Source organism: Nocardia arthritidis, assembly GCF_011801145.1.
Taxonomy (GTDB): Bacteria; Actinomycetota; Actinomycetes; order Mycobacteriales; family Mycobacteriaceae; genus Nocardia; species Nocardia arthritidis_A.
Genome location: NZ_CP046172.1, coordinates 2547262 through 2568398 on the forward strand (window position 1 = coordinate 2547262; position 21137 = coordinate 2568398).

The following is a 21137-nucleotide window of genomic DNA, read 5'->3' on the forward strand; positions in this document are numbered from 1 at the left end:
AGCGCGCCGAGAGGCGCGAAACCCTGGCTGTCGTCGGCATGGCGCAGTCAGTCGGCTCGTGGGACGAGGAGCAGGACGCGAAAGTCGTGGTATCGCAACGTGTTACCGGCCCACAATCAACAGGCTCTTGTTGCTGCGCCACTGGTATCGGGTGACCGGGGTGGTGGCGATGCTGAACGACTCGGTCGGTGCGACCCATTCGTCAATTGCTCTGTCGGCCGTGCGGTGACGGGTGTATCCGGTGGCGGGTTCGGGTATTCCACGGTCACGGTTGAATAACCAGCCCAGTTCGCGGCGAAGAGCGCGGGCGCGAAAGGTGTTGTGGCGGGAGCCGTTTCGGTCGTCACACCTGATCGGGAAGCCGGAGTGCGTCATGCCGAGGCTGTTCGTCGTTCCGAGTCATTGTGCTGTTGCTGAACCCCAAGGGCGGGACCTGCTCGATGTCGCTGTCAGCTGGCCCTCACCGCAGGTGACGGTGTTGACCGTGCGGGGGGAGGTCGACGGCGCCACCGCGAACGTGCTGCGCCTGCGCCTGCTGGAGATTTTCGCCTCGCGGGCGCGGTTGGTGGTGGTGGATCTGTCCGGTGTCGGGTTCTTCGGCATCGCCGGGTTGGCTGTGATGCTCGAGGCCGCCCGCCGCGCCCGCGGCCGCCTACCGCTGGCCTGGGTGACCGGGCCCGGCTGCGTCGATCGCCTGCTCGAGGTATCCGGTCACGGTGATGAGGTGGTGACCGCGGTCACGGTCGCCGCCGCGGTCAGGCGGGATATTCCGGCGGCAATCGCGGAACCGGCGCAGGGCGTCGGGTAAGGCGATCTCGTTCTCTATTTCCGCGCTACTCGGGAGCCGCGCCGACCCAGCGACGATAGGCAGCCAGGTCGACGTTGCTCCCGCACACGATGGTGACCACCTGCCGCCCGGCGAAGCGGTCACGGTTCTCGAGGATCGCCGCGATCCCGAGTGCGGCTGAAGGTTCGACGACGAGTCCGGCATGCTCGAGCAGCATCCGCATACCAGCCATGATCGATGCCTCCCGGACCAGGATGGCATCGTCGGCGACCAGGAGCAGGTCGTCCAGGACGGCCTGGATCGGCCGCCTGCTGGCGACGCCGTCGGCGATGGTGTCGGTCGAATCGGTGGTGACGACGCGCCGTTGCTGCCATGAGCGTGTCATGGCCGGTGCGCCCAGCGGTTGCACGCAGATCACCTCGACCTGCGGTGCCAGCGTTTTCACCACATGACCCACCCCGGTGGCGAGTGCCCCGCCGCCGAGCGCGATCAAGACGGTGTCGAACGACGGCGGGGCATCCACCAGTTCCAGGCCGATGGTTGCCGCGCCCTCGCAGGTCTCGATGTCCAGGCTGTCTTCGAGCAGCCGGATGCCGTCGCGGCGCGCTATGGCCGCCGCTGTTTCCCGTGCCGCATCGAAATCGCCGTCCACCAAATGTAATTCGGCGCCCAACGCACGAATGCGCGCGAGTTTGGCGGCGGGCGCGAACCGTGATGCCACGACGGTGACATCCAGTCCCCGGCGCCGACCGGACCAGGCGAGGGCCTGGCCCAGGTTGCCCGCGCTGGCACACACCACGGCCCGTGAACCGTTGTCCGCGAGCAGGCCCGCGACGAGCTCGGTGCCGCGGGCCTTGAAACTGCGCACCGGATTCGCCGTTTCGAGTTTGACGCGCACGGTGCACCCGAGTTCGGGCTCCAGCGCCGGGCAGCGGTACAGCGGAGTGTCGAGAAAAATCGGATCGATATTCCGGCGAGCCGCCCGGATCCGGTCAGTGTCGAGACGCGTTTCTGGCACGACACACCACGATAGCGCCTCCGCGAGTTCGCTTGCGGCTCAAGTCGATAGCAGATCATTCGGTCGAAAATCGCTGGTGCCCAGCGAATGACAACCGATACAGATCCGACCTCGAATCGGGTGGGTTCGCCGCCGATTTCGCGGCGGCGTTTCACCGTCGAACCAGCCGGTCCGACGCCCTCGTCACCCCGTCCTCGTCGTTGTAGCGTGGCGGTGTGGAGCGGAAGATGACACCGCACGACTATCGGCGGGCCGAGCAGATGCTGAAACATCATCGGGCTGAACTGGTTTCGGGAATCATCGAGCAACATGTCTGGTCCGAGAAGCCGGAGCTGTTGTGGTATCACACAGCTCGGGGGACGGCCACCGGGTACTTCGTGGTCGATCCGATCGTCGGCATTCCGCAACCAGCATTCGACCATTCCCGGCTTACCACCGCGCTGGCCACGGCCTGGGACACACCGGTCGAGCCGATATCACTGCGCGTCACCACACTCGAGCCTGGTGATCATGTCGTGGTTGTCGGCCCGGGTGGGCGGTCGTGGCGGTGTTCCCTCGACGATTATGAGTGCGCCCCGGTCGAGCGGGCCGAGATCGGGCCCGGGGAGTCGAGGTCTCCGGGTGGACGGTGTTCGTGCGTGATCCCAATCTGTGGGCTCGGGACGGTGAGGGTCCCGCGTTCGCGTTGACCGGAGACGGCGGTCCCGACAACGCATACGCGGTGAATCCCGCATTCGGGCAATTCCGTTCGATCATGCGCGCCTTCGGAGCGGTCGCGACTCCGGTAGTGCGCTGGTCGCCGGACGGGAGCAAACTGCTCACCAACCGGATGGACGAACGTGACGTCGAACTGCTGCATCTGGTCGAGTCGGTGCCGCGCGCCGGCCGACGCCCGGTGACCCACGCCTACCGCTATCCGATGCCCGGTGAGCCCGGCCAGCCGCAAGAGCACCTGTTCATCGTCGACCTCGAACAAAGAACCGTCACACCCGCCGAGCGAGGTCCGCTGCACAGCCCGTATCTGTCGCCGCTGTCGATCGGCCGCGCGTGGTGGTCGCACGATGGCGCGACCACCTACCACCTGGACTCGGGCCGTGACGCTCGGAAACTACGCCTGCTTGCCGTGGATCCGGTTGATGGCCGGACCCATGTGATGGTCGAGGAATCCGGCGCGACGAGGGTCGAGCCGACCCAGATGATCGGCGAACCGGCGATGGTGCACACGCTGCGCAGTGGTGAGATCGTGTGGTACTCCCAGCGTGACGGGTGGGGCCACCTGTACCGCTATGCCGCGTCGGGGGAGCTGATCAATCAGGTGACGACCGGAGCCTGGGCGGTGCGGGCGGTTGTGCACATCGATGAGGATCGGCAGGTCGTGTACATTCTGGCGGCGGGTCTGGCGCAGGCTGATCCGTATGCCCGTCAGCTCTGCCGGGTCAATCTGGACGGGTCCGAATTCGCTCGGCTGACCAATGATTCGGGCGACCATACGGTCCGGATGTCGCCGTCGGGCGACTATCTGGTCGACACGGTGTCGACCCTGGCTCAACCCCCGGTCACGGTGGTGCGGGATCGGTTCGGGCGCATGGTGGTGGAGCTGGCACGGGCCGATGCGTCGGCGCTGGAACGAGCGGGTTGGCGCGCGCCGGAGCGGTTCACCGTGAAAGCCGCCGACGGGATCACCGACATCCACGGAATACTTTGGCGTCCTTATGGATTCAAGGCCGGGTCGAGCTACCCGGTGATCGACCACGTCTATCCCGGCCCGCAAACCCACCGTGCGCCGGCCGGTTTCGACAATTCCTGGACCGGCGAGCCGGAAGCGTACGCCGCACTCGGATTCGCTGTCGTGGCGATCGACGGTCGCGGAACCCCTGGGCGCGGCAAGGAATTTCACGATGCGTCCTATGAGCACCTCGACGACGCGGGCGGCATGGCCGACCACGTTGCCGCTCTTACCGAACTCGGACGACACCACCCTTGGCTGGATCTCGATCGGGTGGGTGTCACCGGTGCCTCCGGCGGCGGTTTCGCTGCGGTGCGTGCCATGCTCGAGTATCCCGAGGTCTTCAAGGTCGGTGTCGCCGCCTCGGGGTGCCACGATATTCGCCAGTATCTGTCGATCTGGGGCGAGATCTATCACGGCCCCTGGGATCCGGACCGCTATGCGGGCGTGGCCAACAGCGGTCTCGCCGCCAATTTGCGCGGCCGACTGCTGTTGATCCACGGTGAACTCGACGACAACGTCTCGCCCTATCAGACGCTGAGCCTGGTCGACGCGCTCATCGCGGCGAACAAGGATTTCGACCTGCTCCTGGTACCCGGCGCCGGGCACGTTATCGTTCATCGCGCCGCCTACGTGCAACGGCGGAAATGGGACTTCTTCGTCCGTCATCTGCTCGGTGCCGAGCCGCCCGCTGAATACCGGCTCGCTGACATCCCGCCCAGTTTCGAGCGAGGGGCACAGTTTTGACGATCACACTGATCGGCGGGGTCAGCCGGGCGAACGGATCGGTCAGCAGGATGTCTTCGGCCAGTAGATCTTTGGCGAACTGCTGAAGGCTGCGGTATTGGGGGTGTGCGTACTCGGGCGTGATCGGCTTGCCGGTGCGTCGGTTGACCCGCGTCAGCGTGTCGGTGATGTATGCGCTGATGTACTCCCGAGTGAACTCGTCCGCGGTCGCCGCGAGGAACTCGGCGAAGTATCCGATGCCGCGGCAGTAGGTGTTGATCGTCCCCGTCGACTTGTTCTGCTGCCGCAGCTCGCCCTTGAAGTCGTCGGCCAGCTCCGATAGGCCGTCCAGATCACCCCCCATGTCTGGGTTCTACCGGCAAAGTTCCTAGCTGTTTGAGCTTTGTGCTCGCCGGGTACTAGGGAATACGAGCGGCAATGCCGCTGGTAGAAGGTGTTTTGTGCCCCCGGCAGGAATCGAACCTGCGACCTAGGGATTAGAAGGCCCTTGCTCTATCCAACTGAGCTACGGAGGCAACGCGTTCCACCATGACCGAGTTCGGCCGTGCTGTCCAGCAAGGCAATTATAGCGACCGTCCAGATTGTCAGGTTCTTCGCGTTAGCAACATTCCAGCCACCTCGTTGGCCTCCGTCGGGCCTCGATCGCATCCCAGACTATCGGCCCAAACCCGGCCGGGCTATGGAATATCGGCCGAACTAGGCTCGATCCCATGTCGTCAGCGCAGGACCCGCCAGTAGAACAGGATGCCGCGGCGGCGCGGCCGGGTTCCGCGTCCGCGTTCGCCGTCCTCTCGGTGCTGGCGCTGGCCATCGCGGGTGTGGTTGCCGCGCTGGTCGTCGGGCTTTCGGCGGCTCAGGCACTGACTCTGCTCGGCATTCCGGACCCCGGCCCGCTCACCACATACGGGCTGCCCGCGATGCGCGCGCTCGCCGACCTGTCCGGCGCGCTCACCGTCGGGTCCCTGCTTTTCGCCGCGTTTTTGGCGCCCCCGCAGCGGGACGGGCTGCTCGATGTGGGCGGATATCGCGCGGTGCGCAGGGCGGGTAATACCGCACTGCTGTGGGCGTGTTGCGCGGCTCTGCTCGTCCCGCTCACCGTGTCCGACACCACAGGACAACCGGTGAGTCAGATCTGGCGCCCGGAACAGTTGTGGCGGGCCGTGAACCAGGTGGCGCTGGCCGAAGCCTGGCGCACCACAGTTGTTTTCGCGCTGGTCGTCGCGGTCGGCTGCCGGTTGGCGCTGCGCTGGGGCTGGACTCCGGTGCTGTTCGGCGGTGCGATCATCACGATGATGCCACTGGCCTTGACGGGCCATTCCTCCTCTGGCGGATCCCACGATGTCGCGACGAACAGCCTGATCCTGCACCTGATTTCGGCCGCGGTCTGGGTAGGCGGACTGTTCGCGGTGCTCGCCTACGCGATGCGTGGCGGCAAACACACCGATCTCGCGGCGCGCCGTTTCTCTCGCGTCGCCACCGTCGCCTTCGTCACCATCGCGATCAGCGGTGTGATCAACTCGTGGGTCCGGGTGCCGCTCGACGACCTGTTCACCACGACATACGGCCGATTGGTGCTGGCCAAGGCCACGGCGCTGGTGATCCTCGGCGTGATCGGCTACCAGCAGCGCCGCGCCTCGCTGCCCGCGCTGGCCGCCGACCCCACCGACCGCGGCGCGCTCATCCGGTTCGGCGGCGTCGAGGTATTGATCTTCGCGGCAACCATGGGGCTCGCGGTCGGCCTCGGTCGCACCCCGCCTCCGCCGCCGAAGTCGATACCGACACCCACCGAGGTCGAACTCGGCTACAACCTGGACGGCCCGCCGACGGTCGCGCGCATCCTGTTCGACTGGCGCTTCGATCTGATCTTCGGCACGCTGTCGATCGTGTTCGCGGTGCTCTACCTGCTCGGAGTCCGCCGCCTGCGGTCGCGCGGCGACGCATGGCCCGTCGGGCGGACCATCGCGTGGCTGTCCGCCTGTGCGGTACTGCTTTTCGCGACGTCCTCCGGTGTCGGCCGGTACTCGCCCGCGATGTTCAGCGTGCACATGGGTCAGCACATGGCGCTGTCGATGCTCGCGCCTATCCTCTTCGCGCTCGGCGGCGGCCTGACCCTGGCGCTGCGGGCGTTGCCCGCGGCAGGACGGGATGGCGTGCCGGGCCCGCGCGAATGGCTGCTGGCCATGGTGCACAACCCGTATTCGCGTTTCCTCACCCACCCGATCGTGGCCGCCGTCATCTTCGTCGGCGGTTTCTACGCGCTGTATCTGGGCGGGATCTACGGCCAGTTCGTGAATTCGCATGCGGCGCATCTGCTGATGAACCTGCACTTCCTGCTCAGCGGCTACCTCTTCTACTGGGTGGTGATCGGCGTCGATCCGAAGCCGCGTCAGGTGGAACCGCTCACCAGGCTCGGCATGGTGTTCGGCTCGCTGCCGTTCCACGCCTTCTTCGGTATCGCGCTGATGAGCATGACCACGGTCATGGGCGACTGGTTCTTCCGCGGTCTCGGGCTCGGCTGGAACGGCGATCTGCTCGGCGATCAGCGCACCGGCGGCAGCCTGGCCTGGGCCAGTGGCGAGGTGCCGCTCGTCGTCGTGATGCTGGCGCTGCTCATCCAATGGTCGCGCAGCGACAAACGCCTGGCCGACCGCACCGACCGGGCCGCCGACCGAGACAACGACGCGGCACTCGCCGCGCACAACGCGATGTTCGCCGAACTCGCCAAGCGGGACCGCGAGGTGCGCAATTGAGGCGACAGTTCTGACCAGGGTGGGTAACCAGGGAGGGATCACGGATACCGTGAACAGCACGATCGCGCGCCCGGCCAGGGTGTATCGATCCGATGTGCGCGCGGCCCGCAAACGGCTGGGCGGACGCATCCGCAAGACACCCGTATTCCACACCACCGTGCGCGGGCCATACGGTCCGGTCCCGGTGACGCTGAAACTCGAATACCTCCAGCACGGCGGCACTTTCAAGGTCAGGGGCAGCCTGAACGCGCTGCTCGAATCCGCCGATCGCGCCGACCAGGTGGTGATCGCCTCTGATGGCAATGCAGGTATCGCGGCCGCACTGGCCGCCGCCGTCCTCGGCAAGGCCTGCACGGTGGTCGTCCCGGAGTCCGCGCCGCACACCAAGGTGGCCGCGATGTGGTCGCACGGAGCCGAGGTGCTGTGGCATGGCACCACCTACGCCGAAGCGTCGCGTTACGCCGACGAGCTGGCGGTGCAGCGAAAAGCGTTGCAGCTGCACGCCTATGACCTGCCCGCGGTGGTCGCGGGCGTCGGTGTGGTCGGGCTGGAACTGGAGGAGCAGGTGCGGGGGCGGCCGCCGGTGCTGCTCGCGGTCGGCGGTGGTGGTCTGCTGGCGGGGGTCGCGGCGGCGCTGGGTAGGCGTCAACAGGTGATCGGCGTTGAGCCGGAAGGGATTCCGACCTTGCACGCGGCGCTGTCGGCCGACCGCCCGGTCGAGGTCGGCGTATCGGGCATCACATCGGATACGTTGGGAGCCAACAGGATCGGGGAGATCGCGTTGGATGTCGCACGGCGCTACGGGGTTCGCTCACTGTTGGTGACCGATGACGCGATCGCCGCCGCGCGAGATTACCTGTGGCGCGAGTTCCGGATCGTCGTCGAATACTCCGGCGCGGCCGCGCTGGCCGCGATACAGAGCGGGGTGTACGTGCCGGCCGAGGGCGAGCGGCCGGTGGTCGTGCTCTGCGGAGCCAACACCGAAGTAGGCGTACTTTAGCGTCTGCTGTGCCGTCTGCTAATGGTCGCTGACCGATAGCTCGGGCGTAGATTGGCTGCTGGCGGCGGTCCGCGCCGTCATCGATCGACGATCCGAGGAGTGGCATCGATGCCCGAGACGACGGATCCGGCGCTGGGCGCGCTGGTCGGCAAGCTCACGCTGGAACAGAAGGTGCGGTTGCTGACCGGCGCCGATATCTGGTCCACCGCGGCCGAACCGGCCATCGGCCTGCGCTCGATGACGTTGTCCGACGGGCCGTCCGGGGTGCGCGGCCCGGTGTGGGACGAGCGCGATCCCTCGCTCAACCTGCCGTCGGCCACCGCGCTCGCCGCCACCTGGGATCTGGCCCTCGCCGCCCGCTACGGCGCCGCATCGGCCGCCGAGGCCCGCCGCAAGGGTGTGCACGTCGTGCTCGGCCCGACCATCAATCTGCATCGAAGCCCGTTGGGCGGCAGGCATTTCGAGGCGTACTCCGAGGATCCACTGCTCACCGGCGAACTCGCGGCCGCGTATGTGGCCGCCGTGCAACGGCATGGCGTCGCAGCGACGCCGAAACACTACGTGGCCAACGATTCCGAGACCGACCGCTTCACCGTAGACGTCGACCTGGACGAGCGGGCGCTGCACGAACTGTATCTGGCCCCGTTCGAGGCCGCGGTGCGCGCGGGCGCCTGGCTGGTGATGTCGGCCTACAACTCGGTGCACGCCGTGACCATGTCCGAAAATCCGCTGCTGACAACGCCGTTGCGCACCGAATGGGGCTTCGACGGTGTGGTGGTTTCGGATTGGACGGCGGTGCGCAGCACCGTGGCCGCGGCCAATGCCGATCAGGATCTGGCCATGCCGGGCCCGGAGGGGCCGTGGGGCGCGAAACTCGTTGCGGCGGTGCGGGACGGTTCGGTGCCCGAGGCGGCGATCGACCGGAAGGTGTTGCGGTTGCTGCGTTTGGCCGCGCGAGTGGGTGCGCTCGATCCGGTCGAGCCGCGTCCGGATCCGGCGGTGGACGGTCTCGCCGTGGCTCGCGAGGTGGCGGCCGCCGGTATGGTGCTGCTCCGCAACGATGGCGAATTGCCTTGGGCGGGTTCGGCGCCCGGTTCGATCGCGATCATCGGCGAGGCCGCCGTCTACCCGCGGACACAGGGCGGCGGCAGCGCGACCGTGGTGCCCGACGAGGTGATCGGCCCGGTCGACGGGTTGCGCGCGGCACTGCCGGATACCGAAATCACGGTGCATCCGGGCGTTCCGGTGCAGACGGGCATCCACCCGCTGCCGCTGTCGACCATGACCGACCCGGTGACGGGAGAGCCTGGGTTGCGGGCACGCTTCCTCGACGCCGATGGCGCGGAGCTGCGCACCGAACATCGCCGCGCCGCGCAACTGGTGTACCTCGGGCAGGTTCCGGCAGGGGCCGCGGCGATCGAGTTGTCCACGAATTACCTTCCGGGACCGGATGATCCGGCGGCGGTGCGGCTCGGCGTCGCGGGCATCGGCCGCACCGAGCTCACCGTCGACGGCGAAACCGTATTCGACACCGTGCTCACCGGTACAGGGGAGGCGCTCGGCGCCGCGTTGTTCGCACCTGGCGTCGCATCGGCGCCGGTGATTACCGACAGTGGCCGCCCGCTCGCCGTCGTGGTTCATCAGGAAATCGAAAATAGCAGCGCGACAATGGGTTTGGTTGTCGTAACACTGGGAACCGAGGCCGCCGTCACCGATCCGGCCGCCGCGCTCGCCGATGCCGCGGCCATGGCCCGCGCCGCCGATGTCGCGGTCGTGGTGGTCGGCACCTCCGCGCAGACCGAGAGCGAGGGATTCGACCGGACCACCCTCGCGCTGCCCGGCGCACAGGATGAGTTGGTGCGTGCGGTCGCCGCCGCCAATCCGCGCACCGTGGTGGTGGTGAATTCCGGTGGGCCGGTACTGATGCCGTGGCGCGATGAGGTCGCCGCCGTGCTGCTCACCTGGTTCGGCGGGCAGCAGCTCGGCAATGCGCTGGCCGATGTGCTGCTCGGGCGGCGCGAGCCGGGCGGACGGCTGCCGACCACCTGGCCCGCCGCCGAGGCCGATGTCCCGGTGCTGTCCACCACTCCGGTCGACGGCGTGCTGCGTTACGACGAGGGCATTCACATCGGCTATCGCGCATGGCTGAAATCGAATCGGTTGCCCGCGTACCCCTTCGGGCACGGGCTCGGCTACACCTCTTGGGAATTGGGCGATCTCACCGTCACGCCCGGTGCCGACGAGGCATTCGAGATTCGAGTGCCGCTGCGCAACACCGGAATTCGCGAGGGCAAGCAGGTGGTGCAGGCGTACCTTTCGCGATCGGATTCCGCGGTGGACCGTCCGGTGCGCTGGCTGGCCGGATTCGCGACGATCACACTGCCCGCAGGCGCCGCGCGGGAGGTGCTGATCACGGTGCCGCGGCGGGCCTTCGCGCACTGGGACGGCGGCTGGCGGGTGGAGCCGGGCACGTTCACGGTGCACGTCGGCACCAGCGTGGCCGAACTGCCGCGCGCCGCCGACATCACCGTCTGATCCGCGAACCGTCGCCCCCGCGAACGCCCGGGATCCGGTGCCGAGGGACCCAATCCACTCTCGCCTGGATCCCGGCGTTCGCGGGGGCGACGGCTTGCGGATGTCTGAAGCGCCAGATGTCCACAAACACGAAAGTTATCCCCATTTCCGAATCGGCCGGTCCAACCGGCCGCCGCGTGCCGCAGGCTGGAGCGGTCCCCGCCGAAGGGGTGCGGGCTCGGACCGAAATGGGAAGGGGCATAACCGTGTACGAGACATTTGTGACGGTCGTCGGCAATGTGGTGACAACGCCGGTCCGGCGCGATATCGGCAATGGCGAGCACGTGGTGACCATGCGGATCGCCAGCAACCCGCGCCGCCTCGATTACGGCACGGGGGAGTGGCTGGAGAACGGCGCGATGTTCGTGACGGTCACCTGCTGGCGCAGGCTCGGTGCCGGCGTCGAGCCGTCGCTGCGGCGCGGCGATCCGGTCATCGCGTACGGCCAGCTGCGCAGCTACGAATACACCACCAGGGACGGCGGCTCCCGCCGCGACCTGGAACTGCGCGCGTACGCGGTCGGCCCGGACCTGTCCCGCTGTACCGCCCAGGTCACCCGGCGCAATTTCCATGACGGTGCGGGCGCCGACTATCGGGCGGGTGGCAGCGGCGTCGCGCAGGGGGAGTCGGCGAGCACCGCGTCACCGAACACCGAGCCCGAATCCGTCGACACCCCCGCACCCGTCGAGGCCTGAGCCCATCCGGAATCAGGCACGAAGGCGGTGCCGACCGCAGCCTTCGGCCCGATATGTCCTTCGCGGGAGGTAAGTGAACATCTATTCTGCTACCATCATCCGACTGGTTAGCCGATCGGTAGCTGAACATCAGTGCATTACCTGGACTCCTGACATTGTTCTAAGGAGGAACGGATGACTATCACTGTGAATATGTGCGCTCGAGTTCTGGCGATCTTTGCCGCCGCTCCGATCTCACTCGCCGTTGCCGCTCCGGCCGCGCTCGCCGATACCGCTGACACCGTGTATTTCAGCTATGGCCCCGAGGTGAACTGTGCGATCACCGGTGACGGCACGGTCGGATGCGACGTGTCTCCGGGCTATTGGCTGAGCCTTCCGGTCGCGGACAGGTCGATACCTGTTCCGTTCGTCCCCGTCCGCCAGGTGGTCATCGATCAACCGTGGTTGCCCGCCCACCCGGGCAGCGCGATCGGCGCATTCACCTTGCCTGGTGGGAACCCGTTCCTGGGCACGATCAAAACCGGTGAGGGCTACGCGAGTATCTGGGTCGATCACGCGGGCGCGACCTGCACGATAACCGGCTTCCACTATTCCGGCCCGGGTTTGAGCTGCTCATCCAAGGGACACAGCTTCGCGCTCTACTCCGACCACGACGGAGTACGAGGGGGAATCTATATGCGTTGACCCGGTCGGCTCCCGAACGCGCTCATGGCCATTGAGCGCGTTCGGTTGCCACCCTCGACCCAATTCGGGTTTCGCCTGCGGCCCGACGTCGTTGGCGGCCTTTCCAACATCGTGTACCTACCTCCGGAAGTGGCGCAGAAGTTCGTGACCTGGAGTAAGGCACGACTCGATGCAATTTGCGCGCGACAAGATCGTGGTCCCGCGCGGAAAAACCTGGTCGCCGATGACGGAGGATCCGGACCGGCCGGCGCGAATGGTGCACGCGCAGCGTCGGATCCGGCATATCTATATGTCGAACCAACTTGCCGGTGCGGTCCGGTTCCGGAATTGGTGGAGTTCGTGGGGCACGCTGATCCGGCGCCCGCGTCGCGTATCTACACTCACTTGATCCCGTCGAGCGACGATCGATCCCATGCCGCGACGGACGCAATGTTCGGCCTGGCGGAAACCGAGACGGCACAGCCACGGCCCGACGCGGATTCCGGCGAGCGCGGTGAGGGAGATAACGAGCGTGGGGGAGACGGTGACCAATGACTGAAAACGGCTGCGTAGCTGGACGGATGCACCCTGCCCGGATGCGTCCGCACGGCGTGGAATGGATAGGGTGAGGATATGGCTGAGTTCATCTATCAGATGAGGAAAGTTCGTAAGGCGCACGGCGACAAGGTCGTGCTCGACGATGTCAACCTGAACTTCCTTCCCGGCGCCAAGATCGGCGTCGTCGGTCCGAACGGCGCCGGTAAGTCGAGCGTGCTGCGGATCATGGCGGGACTGGACCAGCCGAACAACGGTGACGCCTGGCTCGCCCCCGGCGCCACCGTCGGCATCCTGCAGCAGGAGCCGCCGCTGAACGAGGAGAAGACGGTCCGCGGCAATGTCGAGGAGGGCCTCGGCGAGATCAAGGTGAAGCTGGACCGCTTCAACGAGGTCGCCAAGCTGATGGAGACCGAGTACTCCGATGAGCTGATGGAGGAGATGGGCAAGCTGTCGGAGGAGTTGGACCACGCCGACGCGTGGGATATCGACTCCCAGCTCGAGCAGGCCATGGACGCGCTGCGCTGCCCGCCGCCGGACGAGCCGGTCAACAAGCTCTCCGGTGGTGAGCGCCGCCGGGTCGCGCTGTGCAAACTGCTGCTCAGCAAGCCCGACCTGCTGCTGCTCGACGAGCCGACCAACCACCTCGACGCGGAGAGCGTCAACTGGCTCGAACAGCACCTGGCCCAGTACCAGGGCGCCGTCCTCGCCGTCACCCACGACCGGTACTTCCTGGACAATGTCGCGGGCTGGATCCTCGAGCTGGACCGCGGCCGCACCTACCCGTACGAGGGCAACTACTCCACCTACCTGGAGAAGAAGGCCGAGCGCCTCGAGGTGCAGGGCAAGAAGGACCAGAAGCTGCAGAAGCGGCTCAAGGACGAGCTGGCCTGGGTGCGTTCCGGCGCCAAGGCCCGCCAGGCCAAGAACAAGGCCCGCCTCGGCCGCTACGAGGAGATGGCCGCGGAGGCCGAGAAGATGCGGAAGTTGGATTTCGAGGAGATCCAGATTCCGGCGGGCCCGCGCCTGGGCAGTGTGGTGGTCGAGGTCGAGCACCTGGACAAGGGTTTCGGCGACCGTCAGCTCATCAAGGACCTGTCGTTCACCTTGCCGCGCAACGGCATCGTCGGCGTCATCGGCCCGAACGGTGTCGGTAAGACCACGCTGTTCAAGACCATCGTCGGCCTGGAGCAGGCGGACAGCGGCACGGTGAAGATCGGCGAGACGGTCAAGCTGAGCTACGTCGACCAGAACCGCGCGGGCATCGACCCGAAGAAGACGGTGTGGCAGGTGGTTTCGGACGGTCTGGACTTCATCGAGGTCGGTCAGCAGGAGATGCCGTCGCGCGCCTACGTGAGCGCATTCGGTTTCAAGGGCCCGGACCAGCAGAAGCCGGCGGGCGTGCTCTCCGGTGGTGAGCGCAACCGGCTGAACCTGGCGTTGACCCTCAAGCAGGGCGGCAACCTGATCCTGCTCGACGAGCCGACCAACGACCTCGACGTGGAAACCCTTTCCTCGCTGGAGAACGCGCTGGAGAACTTCCCGGGCTGTGCCGTGGTCATCTCGCACGACCGCTGGTTCCTGGACCGCACCTGCACGCACATCCTGGCGTGGGAGGGCGATTCGGACAACGATGCCAAGTGGTTCTGGTTCGAGGGCAACTTCGAGGCGTACGAGGCCAACAAGGTCGAGCGTCTTGGCCCGGAAGCGGCTCGGCCGCACCGGGTTACGCATCGCAAGCTGACCCGCGACTGATCCGTCGGACCGGCGGAGCGCCCGTGCGCTCCGCCGCATCGATCGCCGAACCGTCCCGTCGGCAAGACAGTTCATGTCACGAGACGGCCACACTTCTCCGTAGATCTCGTTAGGGTGGAGAGGTGAATGCGAAGGCGCAGTCCGAGCAATCAGCCGTGTCCGGTGGAGTCATTGCCTTACCCATCGTCACGGAGCTGATTCCGGAGGCCGGATCGGCGCCGTTGCCGCCGTCCGGGCGCCCAGCCGCACTCACCTGACATCCGGCGGTCCGATCGCTGTGGTGCCGAGATCATTCCGTGATCACGGCTACCCGTGGGCGAACCGTGCGGTCGCGTGAACAACCCAGGATTAGAAGGGTTTTCACCCCCGCGCCACCGGCACACAGCTACTCTCGGACCGGCGTCACTTTGTTGCGGAACCGATATCCGAGGAGTAGGCGAAAAAATGACGGTCTCGTCCGAATTGTCCAGCGCGGCGTGGGCCGCGAGCTTGCCGCAGGTGCTGCGCGGCGAGCTCGCGACGCTCGAAGAGGCGTATTTCCGCCACGTCGACGCGGGCGATGTGGACTGCGCGATCACCGGGATCACCCAGATCTTCCGGCGGCACCTGGAGCTGGCCATGACCAGGCAGGCAAGCAAGTCACTGGTCCGGGTGTACCACCCGGACGACGGCTCCGGCCTCGGCGCCGCCGTGCAACTGGTCACCGACGATATGCCGCTGCTGGTGGAGTCGATCACCTCGTCGCTGAGCCGGATGGGCGTCAGCGTCAGCGAGGTGATCCATCCGATCTTCGAGGTCGAGCGCGATGCGACCGGACAGCTGATCCACGCCGCGGCCCACGAGGTCGACGGCAACGGCAGTTTGCGCGAATCCTGGATGCATCTGCAGTTGCACCCGTCCACCAGCCGGGCGCTGCTCGACCGGGTCGCGGCGGCCATGCCGGACGTGGTCGCCGACGTCCGCCAGGTCATCGACGACACCGAGGCCATCACCGCGGTGCAGAGCCAACTGGCCGCGGACCTGGAGGAGAGCGCGAAATCCGGCACCTCGCCATTCGCCGAAACCGATCTGCTCGATACGGCGAATCTGTTGCGCTGGTTGGCAAGTGGCAATTTCACCGTACTCGGCTACGCCCGCTACCGGCTGAGCACCGAACTGGGGCAGGAGACCTCGAACGCGATGCCGGGCACCTGCCTCGGCGTGCTGCGCCCCGGTGTCGGCACCGATTTCCGGGTGCCGGTCAACAGCGGTGACCGTCCGCTGCTGATGCTCACCCAGGGCCTGGTGCCCGCCACCGTGCACCGCTCGGTGTACCCGTACTTCGTCGGTGTCGCCGATGTCGACGATTCCGGCGCGATCATCGGCGAGCACCTGTTCATCGGCGTCTTCACCGTGACGGCGGTGCACGAGAACGTGCTCGACATTCCGGTGATCGAGCGGCGGGTGCGCTCGGTGATCGAGGAGAGCGGCTTCGATCTCGAATCCTTCTCCGGGCAGGCGATGTTGGAGATCATCCAGTCGTTCCCGCGCACCGAACTGTTCTCCTCCGATGTCGAAACCATGCGCCGCACCGCGGCCGCGGTGCTCAATGTCGGCCTGCGCCGCCAGGTTCGACTGTTCATGCGTTCGGACAGCTACGGGCGTTTCGTCGCATGCATGGTGTATCTGCCGCGCGACCGCTACACCACGCGGGTGCGGCTCGAGATGCAGGACATCCTGGTGCGTGAGCTCGGCGGCGTCTCCATCGACTATTCGGCGCGGGTCAGCGAAAGCGAGCTCGCCAGCGTGTATTTCACGGTCCGGATGCCGGAGGCGGAGTACGGCACGCCGCGGTTCGCCGCCCCGACCGCGGATACCTCCGAGGTGAACCGGCTGCGCATTCAGGAGCTGCTGGCCGAGGCCAGCCGCACCTGGGACGACCACCTGTCCGACGAGGTGAGCACCTCGACCGTGCTCGACCCGAGCGTTGTCGAGCGGTACGCGGGCGCGTTCCCGGAGGGCTACAAACAGGATTTCGAACCCGGCCGCGCGCTGGTCGACATCGTCCGGCTGGAGCGGCTGGCCGAGGGCTCGATCGACCAATACCTGTATCGCAGACCGGATTCCGCGCCCGGCTCGTGGCGGTTCAGCCTGTACATCGGCGGCACCGGAGTATCGCTGAGCCAGGTGCTCCCGGTGTTGCAGAGCCTCGGCGTCGAGGTGGTGGACGAACGGCCGTACCAGCTGAAGCTGGATCCGCTGCCCGGCGGTGATCAGACCATTGAACGCTGGATCTACGATTTCGGTCTGCTGGCGCGACCGGAGCTGCTGCGCAGCGCGCTGGATCGCGATCTGGACGCCGAACTACTCGAAGCATCCGCCCGCGCCGACGCCCTGGAGGCCGAGGTACGCGGGCTGCGTGAGCGGTTCATCGAGGCGTTCGAGGCGGTCTGGTACGGGCGGGCCGAGGCGGATGGGCTGAACGAGCTGGTGCTGCGGGCCAGGCTGCCGTGGCGCGCGGTGTCGATCCTGCGCACCTACGCGAAATACCTGCAACAGGCCGACTTTCCGTACAGCCAGTACAACATCTCGCGGGTGCTGCTCACCTATCCGGATGTCGCGCGGCTCTTCGTCGACCTGTTCGCGGCTCGATTCGATCCGGATACCTATTCGGCCGACCACGCCGCCGAACTCGAGACGCGGGTGCGGTCCCGCATCGACGAGGTGGTCAGCCTCGACGCCGACCGCATCCTGCGCGCCATCCTCGGCCTGATCAAGGCGACGCTGCGCACCAACTACTACATCACCGATGCCGACGGCGTATCCCGCGGCTACGTCTCGGTGAAGGTGGAACCGCACGCGATCGCCGAATTGCCCAAGCCCAGACCGCAATTCGAGATCTTCGTGTATTCGCCGCGGGTGGAGGGCGTGCATCTGCGGTTCGGTCCGGTGGCGCGCGGCGGGTTGCGCTGGTCGGACCGGCTCGAGGATTTCCGTACGGAGATCCTGGGTTTGGTGAAGGCACAGGCGGTGAAGAACGCCGTGATCGTGCCCGTCGGCGCCAAGGGCGGATTCGTGGTGAAACAGCCGCCGGCCGCGACGGGCGATCCGGTGGCCGACCGCCAGGCGTTGGGAGCCGAGGGCGTCGACTGCTATCGCACCTTCATCTCCGGCCTGCTGGATATCACCGATAACGTCGATCACGCGACGGGCCGGGTGCTGCCGCCGGCGCGGGTGGTGCGGCACGACGGCGACGACACCTACCTGGTGGTCGCCGCCGACAAGGGCACCGCGACGTTCTCCGATATCGCCAACGAGGTGGCCAAGCGGTATGGGTTCTGGCTGGGCGACGCGTTCGCCTCGGGCGGCTCGGCGGGCTACGACCACAAGGCGATGGGCATCACCGCCAAGGGTGCGTGGGAGTCGGTGAAGCGGCACTTCCTGGAGATGGATATCGACACGCAGACCACGGATTTCACGGTGGTCGGCATCGGCGACATGTCCGGTGACGTCTTCGGCAACGGAATGTTGTTGTCCGAGCACATTCGGCTGGTGGCCGCGTTCGATCATCGGCACATCTTCTTGGATCCGAATCCCGATGCGGCGGTGTCGTTCCGGGAGCGGCAGCGGATGTTCGGGTTGGCCCGGTCGTCGTGGGCGGATTACGACCTGTCGCTGATCTCCGAGGGCGGCGGCGTCTGGGATCGCACCGTCAAATCCGTGCCGATCAGCCCGCAGGCGCGAAAAGCGTTGGGGCTGGCCGACGATGTCACCGCGCTCGCGCCGCCCGAGCTGGTGCGCGCGATCCTGCTGGCTCCGGTGCAGTTGCTGTGGAACGGCGGTATCGGCACCTATATCAAGGCGTCCACCGAGTCCAACGCCGAGGTCGGCGACAAATCCAACGACCTGGTCCGGGTGAACGGTAATCAGCTGCGGGTCAAGGTGATCGGTGAGGGCGGCAACCTCGGCGCCACCGCGCTCGGCCGGATCGAGTTCTGCCGCAGCGGCGGCAAGATGAACACCGACGCGCTGGACAACTCGGCCGGTGTCGACTGCTCCGACCACGAGGTCAATATCAAGGTCCTGCTCGACGGTGTCGTCTCCAGCGGTCTGCTGCCGCAGGAGGAGCGCAACCCGCTGCTGGCCTCGATGACCGATGAGGTCGCGGCAATGGTGTTGCAGGACAACGTCAATCAGAACTTCCTGATGGGCATCTCGCGCACCGACGCACCGGACATGCTGAATGTGCACATGCGCCTGATCGACGATCTGGTGGCGCGGCGCGGCCTGGACCGCGAGCTGGAGGCGCTGCCGTCGGAGGCGGAGATGCAACGCCGGATGGCGGAGGGCTCCGGGCTGGCCTCGCCGGAACTGTCCAATCTCATGGCGCACGTGAAGCTTTCGCTGAAGGCGGATCTGCTCGCCGCCGACCTGCCCGACAGTGCCTATTTCGCCAACCGGCTGCCGCAGTACTTCCCGACACCGCTGCGGGACCGGTTCAGCAATGCGATCAAACGGCATCGGCTGCGCCGCGAGATCGTCACCACCATGTTGGTCAACGAGATGGTCGACTACGGCGGCATCACCTACGCCTTCCGGCTCAGCGAGGAGATCGGCGCGACGACCACCGACGCGGTGCGCGCCTTCGCCGCGGCCAGCGAGATCTTCGATCTGCAGGACATGTGGGCCCGCATCCGCGCGGCAGACACCCCCACCGGCGTGCGCGACTCGCTGGAGCTGGAGACCAAGCGGACGCTGGACCGGGCCTCGCGCTGGCTGCTGTCCAACCGGCCGCAGCCCATCGCGGTGGGTGCGGAGATCAACCGGTACAGCCGCGGCGTGCGCGAATTGGCGCCCAAGGTGCCGGGTTGGCTGCGCGGACACCACGTGTCGACGCTGACCGATCAGTCGGCCGAGCTGATCGCCCGCGGCGCGCCGACCGACCTCGCCACCGAGGTGTTCGGGCTGCTCAACCTGTTCCCGCTGCTGGATGTGCTGGATATCGCGGATATCACCGATCGCTCCGGCGACGAGGTCGGCGCGCTGTACTACGCGCTGAACGAGCACCTCAAGATCGACTGGCTGTTGCAGGCGGTCAGCCACCTGGAGCGCGGCGACCGCTGGCATTCGCTGGCCCGGCTCGCGCTGCGCGACGATATGTACGGTTCGCTGCGCTCGCTCACCCTCGATGTGCTCTCCGCGGGAGACCCGGAGGAGACCGCCGACGAGAAGATTGCATACTGGGAGTCGAAGAACCAGTCTCGGCTCGGGCGTGCCAGGGCCGCGCTGTCGGAGTTGTTCGAGTCCGGAACCCACGATCTCGCCACGCTGTCCGTTGCGGCGCGGCAGGTGCGGAGCATGGTGAGCGGGGTGGGCGCCCAGTCGGAGGTACCACGTTGACGGATGTCGGTTCGCTGAACGGTCACGGGAAGGCACACGGTGGCAGCATCGTGCTACCCAAGCGGTTTCACGCCAAGGTGGAAATCAGGTGGTCGGATATGGACGTGTTCCAGCACGTCAATCACGCCCGCATGGTGACGCTGCTGGAGGAGGCGCGGATCCCGTGGCTGTTCGAGGACGGACGCCCGACCGCCGCACTGCGAAACGGGTGTGTGCTGGCCGATCTGCGCGTGCGCTACCGCGGCCAGCTCCGCCACGAGGACACCCCGCTCGATATCGCGATGTGGATCGAGCAGCTGCGGGCGGTCGACTTCACCGTCGGCTACGAGGTGCGGGCCAATGGCGCCGCACCGGATTCGCCGCCGGCGGTGATCGCGTCGACGCAGATGGCCGCGTTCGATATCGAGACGCAGCGGCTGCGCAGGCTGACCGAACCGGAACGTGAATATCTGAGCGAGTGGATGTCCGACTGACCACTGCGCGTTCGTGATGGCAGAGCAGCGGGTGCTGCATGTGTCCGATCCGGCCGAACGGGAGAATCTGGCCACCTTCCTGACCAGGGCCGTCCGGCTGGATCCCGCCGCGGTGATCCGGTTGCGCCGGCGCGGCGATCGGTACGTATCGGCCTGGGTGGCAACGGGTTTCGAGGCGCTCGCGGTGCGCACCGTGGTCGCCGAACTCGGCGTCGACGATGTCACCGTCGGGGCCGACCTGGTGCTGGCCGGTTTGGGTTCGGGCAGCCCGATCGATCTCGGGTATTCGATGGATTCGGCGTGGCGGGGCGCGCTGCCGCCGCTCGACGGCTTCGGGCACGTCGACGATGTGCCCGCGCGCACCCTGATCGAACTGGCCGAGCAGGGTGCGCGGCTGGCCAAGGAGCACGGCAGCGGGCACGGTCCGCCCGCCTCGCTGCTCGATCAGACCGTGCTGACCGTCTCCGGCGCAGGCATGGAGGTCGGGGTGCCGATGCGGGTGGTATTCGCGCTCACCGCAATGGATTTCATCCCGCATGCGGGGGAGCGGGCGGTGGCGCGGCGCATTCCGGCCGATGAGATCGTCCGGGTGCGCGCCACCAAGACCTGGCTGCGCCTGGACGCCCGCTACGGTTCGGTGGCCCGCCGCCGTGGCGGCGCCATCCCACTGTTTCCGAGCTGAGCCTTCGGTTACCAAGCTGCGCAACGAAATCCGCATCGCGTGCCCATTGAATTCGGGGCATCGGAAACCAGGGCTGGGTGGCGGCATGGTCCGCAACTAACCTCGCTGCGACGGGGGCGGAATGCAGTGAAAGGGTTAGGGTTTCATGAAGTTCAGCAGGTCTGTCGCCGGTACGGCGATGGCCGTGGCGTGCCTGATCGCGGTGGCGCCGATGGCGAATGCGGGCACCGGTTCGTCCTCCGGAAGTGCCTCGGGCAGCGCCCAATTCGCTACCGGATCGGCCTCCGGTAGCGCCACCTTCAGCAAGAGCATTATCTGCCTACTGAAAAACAT

At 66.8% G+C, this 21137-nt stretch carries 13 protein-coding genes and 1 tRNA gene; 11 read left to right on the plus strand and 3 right to left on the minus strand.

Going from position 1 to position 21137, the window contains the following annotated elements; all coding sequences use genetic code 11:
- Positions 1-373 precede the first annotated feature (373 nt).
- A complete protein-coding gene (locus F5544_RS11260; RefSeq protein ID WP_275107024.1) occupies positions 374-808 on the plus strand; it encodes an STAS domain-containing protein in 435 nt (144 codons plus the stop codon).
- Positions 809-833: 25 nt separating this feature from the next.
- On the opposite strand, the gene F5544_RS11265 is transcribed toward F5544_RS11260, so the two are convergent.
- Positions 834-1805, minus strand: a complete 972-nt coding sequence (locus F5544_RS11265) for a threonine ammonia-lyase (protein WP_167473139.1) — start codon at positions 1803-1805, stop codon at positions 834-836.
- Positions 1806-2433: 628 nt separating this feature from the next.
- Between F5544_RS11265 and F5544_RS11270 the strand changes: the two genes are divergently transcribed.
- Positions 2434-4278 (plus strand): S9 family peptidase, encoded by a 1845-nt coding sequence (locus F5544_RS11270; protein ID WP_275107053.1) that lies wholly within the window; start codon positions 2434-2436, stop codon positions 4276-4278.
- A gap of 441 nt (positions 4279-4719) precedes the next feature.
- On the opposite strand, the gene F5544_RS11275 is transcribed toward F5544_RS11270, so the two are convergent.
- Positions 4720-4793: transfer RNA gene (locus F5544_RS11275), tRNA-Arg, on the minus strand.
- Positions 4794-4988: 195 nt separating this feature from the next.
- Between F5544_RS11275 and F5544_RS11280 the strand changes: the two genes are divergently transcribed.
- From F5544_RS11280 to F5544_RS11320, 9 genes are all read left to right on the plus strand, one after another.
- Positions 4989-7028 (plus strand): cytochrome c oxidase assembly protein, encoded by a 2040-nt coding sequence (locus F5544_RS11280; protein WP_167473141.1) that lies wholly within the window; start codon positions 4989-4991, stop codon positions 7026-7028.
- A gap of 49 nt (positions 7029-7077) precedes the next feature.
- Complete coding sequence (locus tag F5544_RS11285) at positions 7078-8028, plus strand: serine/threonine dehydratase (protein ID WP_238847192.1); 951 nt, start codon at positions 7078-7080, stop codon at positions 8026-8028.
- A gap of 108 nt (positions 8029-8136) precedes the next feature.
- Positions 8137-10563: a beta-glucosidase family protein gene (locus F5544_RS11290; RefSeq protein ID WP_167473142.1), complete on the plus strand. Its 2427-nt coding sequence runs from the start codon at positions 8137-8139 to the stop codon at positions 10561-10563.
- A gap of 245 nt (positions 10564-10808) precedes the next feature.
- Positions 10809-11297, plus strand: coding sequence for a single-stranded DNA-binding protein (locus F5544_RS11295; protein ID WP_167473143.1), 489 nt, complete (start codon positions 10809-10811; stop codon positions 11295-11297).
- 174 nt (positions 11298-11471) lie between these two features.
- Complete coding sequence (locus F5544_RS11300) at positions 11472-11981, plus strand: hypothetical protein (RefSeq protein ID WP_167473144.1); 510 nt, start codon at positions 11472-11474, stop codon at positions 11979-11981.
- A gap of 612 nt (positions 11982-12593) precedes the next feature.
- Entirely contained in the window at positions 12594-14270 is a 1677-nt protein-coding gene (ettA, locus tag F5544_RS11305) for an energy-dependent translational throttle protein EttA (protein WP_167473145.1), read from the plus strand.
- A gap of 444 nt (positions 14271-14714) precedes the next feature.
- Complete coding sequence (locus tag F5544_RS11310) at positions 14715-19649, plus strand: NAD-glutamate dehydrogenase (protein WP_167473146.1); 4935 nt, start codon at positions 14715-14717, stop codon at positions 19647-19649.
- Positions 19650-19663: 14 nt separating this feature from the next.
- The gene (locus F5544_RS11315) at positions 19664-20122 is read left to right on the plus strand and encodes a thioesterase family protein (RefSeq protein ID WP_342760430.1); all 459 of its coding nucleotides are present in this window, start codon (positions 19664-19666) and stop codon (positions 20120-20122) included.
- Between the two features lie 16 nt (positions 20123-20138).
- Complete coding sequence (locus F5544_RS11320) at positions 20139-20804, plus strand: hypothetical protein (RefSeq protein ID WP_167473147.1); 666 nt, start codon at positions 20139-20141, stop codon at positions 20802-20804.
- Positions 20805-20939: 135 nt separating this feature from the next.
- On the opposite strand, the gene F5544_RS11325 is transcribed toward F5544_RS11320, so the two are convergent.
- Positions 20940-21116, minus strand: a complete 177-nt coding sequence (locus F5544_RS11325) for a hypothetical protein (protein ID WP_167473148.1) — start codon at positions 21114-21116, stop codon at positions 20940-20942.
- Positions 21117-21137: the final 21 nt, after the last annotated feature.